Here is a 10,626-nt window from a genome sequence, read left to right on the forward strand (position 1 = left end):
CTCCACCCCCGACCCCTTCCCGCCTCACTGCTTGACGAGGATCGGCGTGCCGTCGGGCACGCGGTTGTAGAGATCGATCACGTCCTGGGAGAGCAGGCGCACGCATCCGCTGGAAACGGCGCGGCCGATCGACCATTCCTCGGTGGTGCCGTGCAGCCGGTAGAGCGTGTCGCCGCCGGTATCGTGGATATAGAGCGCGCGTGCGCCGAGCGGGTTGCCGATGCCGGGCTCCATGCCGTGCCGGTAGGGCTCGAGCTCGGGCTGGCGCTCGATCATCTCGGCGGGCGGCGTCCAGCGCGGCCATTCGCGCTTGTAGGCGATGCGGGCCCGCCCGCCCCAGGCGAAGCCATCGCGCCCGATGCCGACCCCGTAGCGCATGGCCCGGCCCTCGGGCATGGTCCAGTAGAGGAAGCGGTTGGGCGTATCGACGACCACCCGGCCCGCCGGCTCGCCGGTCGGGTTGTCGACCTCCTGGCGATAGTAGCGGGGGTCGATCTTGGTGAGATCGGCGGCGGGAACGGGGAACTGCTCGAATGGCATGGCCGCGTACATGTCGAGGTATTCCGGCGCGATCACCGCAGGTTCGGGCGCGACCACCCGCGGCGATTGGGTCGTGGTGCAGCCGGCCAGCGCAACGGCCGCAAGGCTGATGCCGCCCAGCATGAGCTGGCGGCGCGAAACTGTGTTTTCCATGGGATTTCCGTCCGGGCGGCACCGGCGCCGCCTCTTTCATATCTCGACCGGGAAGGGTGAACCGGCCCCGGAGGGGACCGTGGCTCATGCCTCTCGCGGCGGACGGAACTGGCTGTGATGGATGCGGAAAGCCGGTTGCCAGGGCACGTGGAAGCCTGGAACCGCGCCGGCCTCGGCCACGAGCTGCGGGGCCGGCTGCGGCAGGATGCCGAGGCAGCACTTGGCATACGGCACGATGATGGGAGCCTTGGCGTCGCAGGGCTGGACACGCTCGGTCGCGACCGAGCGGTCTTCGCACGCGATCGCTGTCGTCAACGGTGTGAGGACGAGATCCGACAGCGCATTGGCGACCGTCGGCCGCCCGAGGAAGGCGGTCAGCAGCAGAACGAGGACGAGCAGGGGGAGGCGTCGCATGACCGCCTTCTAGCCACGGAATTGTGGCAATGGCCAGATCGTGGCCGCCGAATCGGACCCCGGTGTTGCAGGCTTGCACCGCATCCCGGCCGAACCGGCCGCCTGCCCCTACGACTGCCGCACGCCGGCGTGCCGCAGGATGGCTTCGACCGTGACCTCGATGGCCCCGCGCGTATCGATCTCGTGATCGGCCGCCTCGCGCAGCAGCGGTTCGACCTAGGCCGCCGAGAGCTCCATGGCCGGCTCGGCCCCTTCGAGGTCCCAGACGGTCGCCATGTGGGCGTCCTCGCCTTCCGGCTCCTCGACCCGGAAGACCCGGTCGGCGCAGTCGAGCGCCAGGCGGAAGCGGGTGCGGCTCATCGGATCGGCGACGAGGTCCCCGGCCGAGCCCACCCACAGCACCAGATTGCCCTTGGCGATGAGATAGAGCGCGCCTTCGGCCAATGCGAAGCGTTCGAGATTCTCGCCCGCCATGACATAGGCGCGGCCCGATCGGCCCCGCCAGCTGGCGCGCCGCCGCTCGTGCGGCAGATACCCGGTCATGTCGGCGATTGGCGCCATCGGCGTTCCCTCTCCTGCCGCTCCACAAGGAGAACAAAATTAGAACAAAATGCAGCGCACGTCAAGCGCCGCATCAGCGGTACTCTATATGTATGGATATGAGTGAAGATTCTGTCAACATGTAGTGGTGCAATCGGGACGGCGACACCAGCGAGGTAGCATCATCCCACCCCACCCCCGGCTGTCATCCCGGCGAAAGCCGGGACCCATCCCGAGATGCTGCAGCAGCCGCAAGGCGTGTGAACGAGGCAGGACGAACGCCACCGGTCTTCCCGTGCGAGTGGATAACGTCAGGGCTGGGGTCCCGGCTTTCGCCGGGATGACAGCCGGTGGACGGGTGAGATCTTACCCCTTCACGCCCTATTCCGACGCCTTCAGCGCATCGAGCTTTTCACGCAGGTCCGGCGGCATCGGGCGGTCGAGCCCGCGTGCGTCGGCTTGGCCGATGAGCTCGTTCGTGCCCGTTTCGATCGCCTCGCGCAGGCGCGTGAGGAAAACGTCGGGCGCCAGGCCCGGCTGGATGGGGGGCAGGAACTTCGCCTCGGCTTCGCCCGGCCAGAGGATGAGGCTGTTGCGGCCCCAGAAGAGGCCGGAATTGAGCGCCACCGGCACGACGGGAACCTTGAGCTCGTCGTACATGCGCGCCACCCCGAACCGGTAGTCGGGCGGCGCCAGGGGCGCCTTGCGGGTGCCTTCCGGGAAGATGACGATGCGGCAGCCGCGCGCGATGGCGTCCCGCGCCTGGCGCATCATTTCGGGGATCGCCTCGGCGCCCTTCTGCCGGTCGACCTCGATGCAGTCGAGCGAGCGTGCCGCCCAGCCGAAGAAGGGGATGCGCATCAGCTCCTTCTTGACGATGTAGGCCGGTCGGCCGGTGTGCGGGAAGACGGCGAAGACGTCCCAGTCGCTCTGGTGCTTGGAGGCGATGATGCAGCCGCCGGGCGGGATGTTCTCCTCGCCCGTGACCCTGGTGCCCACGCCCGCGATCCAGCGCATCAGCCAGGTGTTGGAATGGCACCAGTAGCTGGCGAGGGCCCAGCCGAGGGCGGTGCGGCGGCGCGCGATGATGCCGATGATGCCGATGACTATGGCCAGCACCACCGTCTGGCCGAGAAAGAGGAGATAGAACAGGGCCGAGCGCACGGCCTGCACGACGGTCTTCAAGGTGGCGATCCTCCGCGGGGCGCGACGCCCGGCCCTTCCTCATTAGCCGGACCCGGCTCCGATGGCGAGGCTGTTGGAGCGTTTTCAGGAAAAGTGGACGCCACTTTTCCGGGGGCGAAAGCGCGACAAAACAAGGACTTATAGCCTCCGTTCCGCTTCCGTCAGAACGGAAAAGGATCGCCGTTCCGCTGAATGGCGATCCTAGGAGGTCTGCGACAGGAATCGCCGCACGGTCATGCGCGAGGTGACGGCAGTCAGGGCCGCGATCACCAGCACCACGGCGACGATGCCGACGATCCCGTCCCAGCCGAGCACGAACCGCCCGAACAGCACGCCGACCTGCGCGCCCGCCTCGTCGGAAATCACGTTGCCGGCGGCCATGCCGACGAGGAGGAAGAAGACGATGGCCGCCACCCCCCCGATGACGCCGCCCCGCAGCCCGATGGCGAGGAACCGGCCCTGGAACTCGCCGGCGATGAAGCCGTTGGAGGCGCCGATGAAATGCAGGACATCGACGATCTCGCGGTTGGAGGCCATGGTGCCGCGCGTCGCAAAGATGATGGCCAGCACCGTGGCGACGGCGATGAGCGCCAGCGCCAGGAGGCCCGAGACGACGATGGTGCCGGCCATGGTGTTGAGCTGCTGGCGCCAGGCGGCATGGGTGTCGAGGCTCGCCCCGTTGATGGCGCCGAGATTGCTGCGCAGGTTCTCGATATCGGCATTGGCCGGGTCCGCCAGTTCCACGACGACGAGACGCGGGATCTCGATGGCCGAAAGGTCCAGTCCCTGGCCGAGCCAGGGCTCGAGCAGGCGCTGGCTTTCCTCGAGCGTCAGCGCATGCGCCGAGGCGACGCCCGGCGTCGTCTGCGCCAGCGTCACGGCGGCGCGCAGGTTGCTCTCCATCACCTCGCCGGCGATGGGGCGGATCTGGATGGTCACCTCGCGCCCGACCTCGGCCGACCAGGCGATGGCCGATTTCTGCACCAGCACCACGCCGCCGAGCGTCACCGCCGACAGGAACGTCATGATGGCGATGAGCAGCAGAAGCGTGCGCCCCGCCACCGACTTGTCGGGAACGATCGGCGCGCCGCCCTTGCCCAGCGGCAGGCGGAACGGCAGGCGATCGAGAAGGCTGCTCATGGCGTCGTCCTCACGCGCGTTCTACTCATGGATCTCGAGCTCGCCTTTGGTGAGCACCATGCGCGGATAGGAAAAACGCTCGAGCAGCGGCAGCTCGTGGGTGGCAAGGATGATGGTCATGCCGAGCGTGCGGTTGAGTTCGGCAAAAAGGTGGACGAGCCGCGAGGAAAGGTCCGGATCGACATTGCCGGTCGGCTCGTCGGCGAGCAGCACCTTGGGGCGGGCGATGACGGCGCGCGCGATCGCCGCGCGCTGCTTCTCCCCGCCCGAGAGCAGCGAGGGGAAGGCGTCCATGCGCTCGCCGAGCCCCACCCATTCGAGCAGCTCCGTGACGTTGTTGCGGTATTCGCCCTCGGCCTGCCCCAGGACCCGCAGCGGCAGCGCCACGTTCTCGTAGGTCGTCAGGTGGTCGAGCAGGCGGAACTCCTGGAAGACGATGCCGATGTGCCGGCGCATCTGTAAAAGCGCGTCCTGCGACAGGTCCGCGACGTCCTCGCCGAACATGGTCACGCGCCCGCGCGTCGGTTTGAGCGACAGCAGCAGCAGGCGCAGCAGCGACGTCTTGCCGGCGCCCGAGGGGCCGGTGAGGAAGTGGAAGGTGCCCGGCTCGATGGCGAAGGTCAGGTCGCGCAGGATTTCCGGTCCGTTGCCGTAGCGCAAGCCGACGTCGGAAAATTCGATCAAGGCGCGTGGGCTCCGTATTGCGTGAGGCGAATCAGCTTGGCCGCATCATATCAGCCCGGCGGGCGAGAGCGCGGCCAGGTCCGCCTTTCGGTGTGGATTGCGACGCAATTGTGATGCTGGCCCCGATATGCCGGTTTGAGGAGTGTTAACCGGGGCGTGTCTAGGGTGCCGCGTCCGTCCGAACAGCGTCGCCGCCCATGATCATCACCTGCCCGCATTGCAGCACCCGCTACCAAGTGGCCTATGAGGCCATCGGGGCGGCCGGGCGCAAGGTCCAGTGCGCCGCCTGCCGCAAGGACTGGCAGGAAAGGCCGCCGGAAGCCGATCCCGAAACCGAAGCCGCCGACCAGCTCTTCGATTCGATCGCCGAGGACGGCCTCGACGAGGCGATGGTGGCCGAGGAGCGGTCGCTGTCGGCCCGCATCGAGGCGCGCCTCGCCGTCGAACGGGCCAAGGCCGAGGCCGCCGAAGCCCCCGTGCCCGCCCCCGCCCCGGCGGACGCCGAGGACCCGACGACCCTCAAGCGCCGCCAGCGCGCCTTCAGCAAGCGCCGCAAGCTGCTCAACCGCGACCTGCCCATGGCCCGCCTGCGCCGCATCGCGCGCATGGGCGTGCTCGTTGCGCTTGTCGGGCTCGTTGCCGGGCTCTATCTCGGCCGCGCGCCCATGGTGCGCCAGTTCCCCCAGCTCGCCGGCCTCTATGCCGCGCTCGGGCTCGACGTCAACGTCGTCGGCCTCGATTTCGCCGGTCTCCAGACGCGCCGGCTGCTGCGCGAGGGCCGCGAGGTGCTCGACGTCGGGGCCGAGATCGTCGGGCTCGATCCGCGCGCGGTCACCGTGCCGTCGGTGGTCGTCGCCCTGACCGATGCTGAGGGCGCGGTCGTCTACCAATGGAGCGTCGCGGCTCCCGCGCGCACGCTCGTTGCCGGCGAGCGCGCCCGCATCGAAACCCAGCTCCCCGCGCCACCGCCCGAGGCGGTCGGCGTGCGTCTGAGCTTTGCCGGCGCCGCCCCGGCGCGCCAGAACGCGGGAGCAGTTTGATGGCGAGGATCCTTGTGGCCGAGGACGACGATTCGGTACGCGCCTTCGTCGACACGGCCCTGCGCATCAAGGGCCACGACGTGGTGCTGGCCGAGGACGGCGGCCTTGCCGCCGAGATCATCGGCGAGGAGGAGGGCCGCTTCGACCTCCTGCTCTCCGACATCAAGATGCCGATCATGGACGGCATCGCCCTCGCCCTCGACGTCGGCGCGCGCTTCCCGGCCGTCACCATCCTCCTGATGACCGGCTTTGCCGAACAGCGCGAGCGCGCCCACGGGCTCGACGCCCTCATCTACGACGTCATCCCCAAGCCCTTCACCCTCTCCGACCTCGTCGCCAAGGTCGACGACGCCCTCGCCGGCAAACCGGTAGAGATCGTGCCGCTGGGGCGGCGGGGGCTGGACGGTTGACATCGCGTTTGTATATACAAATGTATAGCAAGGCGCTATGATCGGCGAGATTGCCGGCTTCGACTGGGACGACGGCAACTGGCCCAAATGCGGCAAGCATGGCGTCTCGCGCGAGGAAATCGAAAGCGTGTTGCTCGGAGCGCCGGGTATGTATCGCGATCCGTCTCCCAACGAAATGCGCTTCCGTGCCATCGGCCGGTCGTTGCAAGGGCGCTATGTCTTTATCGCCTTCACGATCCGGGAGAGCGGCGGCGAGCGACGTATCCGGCCCGTCAGCGCCCGCTATATGCATCACAGGGAGATCAAGCGCTATGAGCAAGGCTGAACTGAAGCAGATGCCGCCGCTGACGAGCGACGAGGAGGCGGAGCGGTTCGTCGAAGAGGCCGACCTTTCCGAGTACGATCTCAGCGTCTTCAAGCCGATGCGGTTCGAATTCGCCAAGAAATCCGCCGTCCTCAACATGCGCATACCGCCGAGCCTCCTCAGCGCGGTCAAACGCAAGGCAGAGGCCAAGGGCGTGCCGGTGACCCGCTATGTGCGCATGCTGATGGAAGAGGACGTTTCGCGGCCATAGTGCCGGAGCCGTTTTGGCACCATGCCGATACACCCCGATGTCATCCCGGCGAAGGCCGGGACCCAGCCTGAGATGCCGCACCAGCCGCAAGGTGTGAGGCGGAGACAATCGCTCCTGGCGTGCGTATTGACGCGTTCAGGGCTGGTTCCCGGCCTTCGCCGGGATGACAATCGAGGGTGGGTGAGGCAATGTGCCTTAGCCGGGCCCTCACATCGCCTCGATCTTCATTTCCCCACCCTTCCCATCCGTCATGAAGGCCAGGAACGCCTCGGCTTCCGCCTCCAGTCCCTCGCGCGTCTTGCCCGTCACCGGCGTGCCGGTGAGGATGTCCAGCACGCCGCCAGCCTTGGTCTTGGCAAAGCCCCAGCTCGCGCCGACCATGCCGTCGATCAGCACCGAGCCGCGGTTGGTCTCGCCCTGCCAGAGCCGGCCGACATCGGCGGCGGCAACCATGCGGGAGCGGTCGGCAAAGCCGAGGATGACATTGTCGTAGACGGGCAGGAAGCGGATGGGCGCGGGCGTCTCGGCATCCGGGCGCGGCGCCTCGGGCAGGTCATAGAGGACGCGGCCGGCCTCATCGCGGAACTCGACGAGCTCGCCGCGCACGGCCTTGAAATCGGCATCGAGCTTGGTCAACCCGCACCAGGCCTGCATGTCGGCGACGCTCGCCGGCCCGAAGGCGGCGAGGTACCGTTTGACGAGCTGCCGGCGGGTGATGTCGGGCTTTGGAGGCTCGATCCAGTTGCCGATGCGGGTGAGGACCGGCGCATGGCCCGATCCCCAGATGCGGGTCGGCGGGATCTGGACGAGGGTATCGCTGACCTGCAGCAGCGTCGTCATCGACAAAGGATCGGGCTCTGGAAAGCGCTCGACCAAAGCCTTGCGCAGCGCGCCCGCCGTCATCGGCCCTTTGTCGAGCAGGCGCCGCCCGGCGCGGATCATCGCCTGCCGGTCGCCGGCGCCGAACCGCTTGGCGAACTGGCCGCCCCACATGCGCTCCAGCACCGGCTGCACGAGCTTGCGGATGCCGACCATGTCGGGCACCGAATGGAGGTGCAGCGTGCCGCGCATGGTCGTGGCGCGCAGCAGCGTCCTCTCCTCGATGAGCCTGGTCATGGCCTCATGGCGGAAGCCCTCGAGCCGGCTCCACAGCGCCTGGTACGGCCCCTCGCTGATCTGCGCCTGGGGACCTGAGAGGAACTCGATGGCCTCGACGATCGGGCGATCGGCGCGCACGAGCAGCATCTGCCGGGCAAGCGTCGCGCGGTTGAGCTCAAGGCGGGTGAGCACGGGGACGGACATGGCGGTCTCCTCCTCTCGGGTGACGACCATATCCTCCTTCAGCAGTGCTGACAGGGTGTGGCAGCAGGAGAGATGACCATCTCCAAGTGCCGCCCCAATCTGGATGTCACCCCGGCGAAAGCCGGGGCCCATCCTGAGATGCGACCATAGCCGCAAGGTGTATGAAACGGGCTAGGAGCGCAGCCGCTCTTTGCGCACACGTTGAGGCGTTCAGGGCCGGGTCCCGGCTTTCGCCGGGATGACAACCGGTGGGTGGGCGCGATGGTGCCACGAGCACGATCCGACGTGGGATACCCCTCACAGCCATTCGGGCACGCTGTCGAGCCCGATCAACTCCTCGATGGTCTTCCTCGGCCGGATGACGTGATACTTGCCGCCGTCGACCAGCACCTCGGGGATCAGCAGGCGCGAGTTGTAGGTCGAGGCCATGACCGCGCCATAGGCGCCCGCGCTCATCACGGCGATCAGGTCGCCCTCCTTGACGCCGGCGATGGTGCGGCCCCTGGCGAGGTAGTCGCCGGACTCGCACACCGGTCCGACGATGTCGGCGGTGATCGCGGGCAGGTTCGACGGGTTGACCGGCACGATGTCGTGGTGAGCCTCGTAGAGGGTCGGGCGGATGAGGTCGTTCATGGCCGCATCGACGATGACGAAGTTGGTGGCGCCCGGCTTCACATATTCCACCCGGGTCACCAGGATACCGGCATTGCCCACGATGAGCCGCCCCGGTTCTATGACGAGCTTGCAGCCCAGCTGCCCCACCTTGTCGCGCACCACCGCGGCATAGGCCTGCGGATGGGGCGGGGCTTCCTGGTCGTGGTCGTAGGGGATGCCGAGGCCGCCGCCGACGTCGACGTGCTCGATATCGTGGCCGTCGGCCCGCAGGTCCCTGACGAGGTCGGCCATCAGCTGGAAGGCGTTGCCGAAGGGCTCGAGGTCGGTGATCTGGCTGCCGATATGCATGTCGACGCCGACGGCGACGAGATTGGGCAGTTCGGCGACGCGCTTGTAGATCTCGCGGGCCCTGGCATAGGGAACGCCGAACTTGTTCTCGGCCTTGCCGGTCGAGATCTTGGCGTGGGTGCGCGCGTCGACATCCGGATTGACGCGCACCGAGACGCGCGCGGTCAGCCCCATGTCGGCGGCCACCATCGACAGGCGCTCGAGCTCGGGCTCGCTCTCGACGTTGAAGCAGACGATGCCGGCCTCGAGGCCCCGCCGCATCTCGGCGACCGTCTTGGCGACGCCCGAGAACACTATTCTTTCGGCCGGAATGCCGGCGGCGAGCGCCCGCTCCAGCTCGCCGAGCGAGACGACGTCGGCCCCTGCCCCTTCATTGGCCATGAGCTTCAGGACCGCCTGGTTGGAATTGGCCTTCATCGCATAGGCCAGCAGCGTCGGGATGCCCTCGAACGCCTCCTTCACCACCCGCACGTGCCGGCGCAGCGTCGCCGCCGAATAGACGTAGAACGGCGTGCCGACCTTTTCGGCCAGCGCGTTGAGATCGATGTCCTCGGCGTGCAGGACGCCGTCGCGGGGGGTGAAGTGGTGGACCAAGGCGGAACTCCAGGCTGTTCACCGAGACACGCCCCATCCTCGATGTCACCCCGGCGAAGGCCGGGGCCCATCCTGAGATGTCTTGCCGCGCCGCCAGGTGGCGTAGTCGGCACCGCTCATGCACCTTGCGGCTGCACGCGGTATCTCAGGATGGATTCCGGCTTTCGCCGGAATGACACCGTGGCTGTTGCGCCTCCGGTGGTCTCGACTTCCGTCTAGATCACCCCCGGGCAAAACGAAAGCCAATCCCTTCAATCGCCGCCATAAACGGCTTCGATGTGCTCGGCGACCAGCTCCTGCAGCTCCCACAGATGCGTGTCGTGCAATCCCATCGATTCCAGCCGCGTCACGGTCTCGTAGAGGTATTCGGCCATCGAGCCGCGCGAGCCGGCGGCCCTGGCGAGGACCGCCGCGACCTCGTGCGGGGAAAGGCCGGTCACGTAGCGGCCGGAATTCCTGTCGATGCAGAAGGTCAGCGCCCGCACGTTGCCGTCGCGCGAGGCGACGTTCACCCAGCGCGGCGGAAAGGCCGAAGGCTTCCAGGCCATCTCGCGCTCGAAAAGTTTGACGACGTTCTCCTCGACGCCTGCCGACGGCAGCCGGTAGAGCACGCCCTTGCACGCCCCGCCCCGGTCGAGCGCGAGCATCAGGCCGGGGTTCTCCTCGCTGCCGCGCCAGCGCGTGTTCCAGCCGAGGCAAAAGGCCCGGTGCCAGCCGCGCAGGATCCCGACGCGCATCTCGACCACCTCGCACGCCGGCTTCCAGATGAGCGAGCCATAGGCGAAGATCCAGATTTCGGAAAGGTCCGGCTCCTTGGCTTTGAGGCTCCGCCACGTCGTGAGGTGATCCTCGATCGTTGCCCGCTCGTAGCCCGGCTGCGGATCGGGCATGGCCTCGTCGATGATGGCGGGCTGGACGAAGGCGACGTGCCTTTCGGTCAATCGCAGCGGACGGCGCTTGGGCATGGGACGGATGCTTCCTTCCGAATGACGCCGCGAACTCGGCACGGTCCCCTCCCCCTTGAGGGGAGGGGTTGGGGTGTCGCCTAGTGTACCCCTCTGACTGTTCCGCCGGGCGGGCCGATTT

The 10,626-nt window shown here is 67.7% G+C and carries 13 protein-coding genes; 4 read left to right on the plus strand and 9 right to left on the minus strand.

Annotated features, from left to right (window positions below):
- Window positions 1–24: 24 nt before the first annotated feature.
- The 6 genes from VE25_RS02055 to ftsE all read right to left on the minus strand — a co-directional run bounded on the left by VE25_RS02055 (window position 25) and on the right by ftsE (window position 4,656).
- A complete protein-coding gene (locus VE25_RS02055) occupies window positions 25–693 on the minus strand; it encodes a L,D-transpeptidase (protein WP_046106923.1) in 669 nt (222 codons plus the stop codon).
- Window positions 694–777: 84 nt separating this feature from the next.
- The gene (locus VE25_RS02060; RefSeq protein WP_046106924.1) at window positions 778–1,107 is read right to left on the minus strand and encodes a hypothetical protein; all 330 of its coding nucleotides are present in this window, start codon (window positions 1,105–1,107) and stop codon (window positions 778–780) included.
- Window positions 1,108–1,323: 216 nt separating this feature from the next.
- Window positions 1,324–1,668, minus strand: a complete 345-nt coding sequence (locus VE25_RS02065; protein ID WP_046106925.1) for a hypothetical protein — start codon at window positions 1,666–1,668, stop codon at window positions 1,324–1,326.
- Window positions 1,669–2,028: 360 nt separating this feature from the next.
- A complete protein-coding gene (locus VE25_RS02070; protein ID WP_052731667.1) occupies window positions 2,029–2,832 on the minus strand; it encodes a lysophospholipid acyltransferase family protein in 804 nt (267 codons plus the stop codon).
- A gap of 201 nt (window positions 2,833–3,033) precedes the next feature.
- Window positions 3,034–3,972 carry a cell division protein FtsX gene (locus VE25_RS02075; protein WP_046106926.1) on the minus strand — a complete coding sequence of 313 codons (939 nt, stop codon included), beginning with the start codon at window positions 3,970–3,972 and terminating at the stop codon, window positions 3,034–3,036.
- A gap of 21 nt (window positions 3,973–3,993) precedes the next feature.
- A complete protein-coding gene (gene ftsE, locus VE25_RS02080) occupies window positions 3,994–4,656 on the minus strand; it encodes a cell division ATP-binding protein FtsE (RefSeq protein WP_046106927.1) in 663 nt (220 codons plus the stop codon).
- A 197-nt stretch (window positions 4,657–4,853) separates the two neighbouring features.
- Between ftsE and VE25_RS02085 the strand changes: the two genes are divergently transcribed.
- Genes VE25_RS02085 through VE25_RS02100 form a run of 4 tightly spaced genes read left to right on the plus strand, consistent with a single transcriptional unit; the run spans window position 4,854 to window position 6,681 of the window.
- Window positions 4,854–5,696, plus strand: coding sequence for a zinc-ribbon domain-containing protein (locus VE25_RS02085; RefSeq protein WP_046106928.1), 843 nt, complete (start codon window positions 4,854–4,856; stop codon window positions 5,694–5,696).
- Window positions 5,696–6,106 (plus strand): response regulator, encoded by a 411-nt coding sequence (locus VE25_RS02090; RefSeq protein ID WP_046106929.1) that lies wholly within the window; start codon window positions 5,696–5,698, stop codon window positions 6,104–6,106. Before VE25_RS02085 ends, VE25_RS02090 begins: the two co-directional genes overlap by 1 nt.
- A 37-nt stretch (window positions 6,107–6,143) precedes the next feature.
- Window positions 6,144–6,431: a BrnT family toxin gene (locus VE25_RS02095; RefSeq protein WP_046106930.1), complete on the plus strand. Its 288-nt coding sequence runs from the start codon at window positions 6,144–6,146 to the stop codon at window positions 6,429–6,431.
- On the plus strand, window positions 6,418–6,681 hold the full coding sequence (locus VE25_RS02100; protein WP_046106931.1) for a CopG family antitoxin: 264 nt from the start codon (window positions 6,418–6,420) through the stop codon (window positions 6,679–6,681). Before VE25_RS02095 ends, VE25_RS02100 begins: the two co-directional genes overlap by 14 nt.
- Window positions 6,682–6,888: 207 nt before the next feature.
- Here VE25_RS02100 and VE25_RS02105 read toward each other — a convergent pair whose 3' ends face one another.
- The 3 genes from VE25_RS02105 to VE25_RS02115 form a co-directional block, all read right to left on the minus strand.
- A complete protein-coding gene (locus VE25_RS02105) occupies window positions 6,889–7,983 on the minus strand; it encodes a winged helix DNA-binding domain-containing protein (RefSeq protein ID WP_160299940.1) in 1,095 nt (364 codons plus the stop codon).
- 297 nt (window positions 7,984–8,280) lie between these two features.
- Window positions 8,281–9,540 (minus strand): diaminopimelate decarboxylase, encoded by a 1,260-nt coding sequence (gene lysA / locus VE25_RS02110; protein ID WP_046106933.1) that lies wholly within the window; start codon window positions 9,538–9,540, stop codon window positions 8,281–8,283.
- 251 nt (window positions 9,541–9,791) lie between these two features.
- A complete protein-coding gene (locus tag VE25_RS02115) occupies window positions 9,792–10,505 on the minus strand; it encodes a gamma-glutamylcyclotransferase (protein WP_052731668.1) in 714 nt (237 codons plus the stop codon).
- Window positions 10,506–10,626: the final 121 nt, after the last annotated feature.

Source organism: Devosia geojensis, assembly GCF_000969415.1.
Lineage (GTDB): Bacteria > Pseudomonadota > Alphaproteobacteria > Rhizobiales > Devosiaceae > Devosia > Devosia geojensis.

What these genes read in the sequence shown, in the direction of transcription:
- VE25_RS02085 (WP_046106928.1), top strand. Translation starts at nt 4,854, where the DNA reads ATGATCATCACCTGCCCGCATTGCAGCACCCGCTACCAAGTGGCCTAT.
- VE25_RS02060 (WP_046106924.1), bottom strand. Translation starts at nt 1,107, where the DNA reads ATGCGACGCCTCCCCCTGCTCGTCCTCGTTCTGCTGCTGACCGCCTTC.
- VE25_RS02065 (WP_046106925.1), bottom strand. Translation starts at nt 1,668, where the DNA reads ATGGCGCCAATCGCCGACATGACCGGGTATCTGCCGCACGAGCGGCGG.
- VE25_RS02100 (WP_046106931.1), top strand. Translation starts at nt 6,418, where the DNA reads ATGAGCAAGGCTGAACTGAAGCAGATGCCGCCGCTGACGAGCGACGAG.
- VE25_RS02090 (WP_046106929.1), top strand. Translation starts at nt 5,696, where the DNA reads ATGGCGAGGATCCTTGTGGCCGAGGACGACGATTCGGTACGCGCCTTC.
- VE25_RS02115 (WP_052731668.1), bottom strand. Translation starts at nt 10,505, where the DNA reads ATGCCCAAGCGCCGTCCGCTGCGATTGACCGAAAGGCACGTCGCCTTC.
- VE25_RS02105 (WP_160299940.1), bottom strand. Translation starts at nt 7,983, where the DNA reads ATGTCCGTCCCCGTGCTCACCCGCCTTGAGCTCAACCGCGCGACGCTT.
- VE25_RS02055 (WP_046106923.1), bottom strand. Translation starts at nt 693, where the DNA reads ATGGAAAACACAGTTTCGCGCCGCCAGCTCATGCTGGGCGGCATCAGC.
- VE25_RS02075 (WP_046106926.1), bottom strand. Translation starts at nt 3,972, where the DNA reads ATGAGCAGCCTTCTCGATCGCCTGCCGTTCCGCCTGCCGCTGGGCAAG.
- VE25_RS02095 (WP_046106930.1), top strand. Translation starts at nt 6,144, where the DNA reads ATGATCGGCGAGATTGCCGGCTTCGACTGGGACGACGGCAACTGGCCC.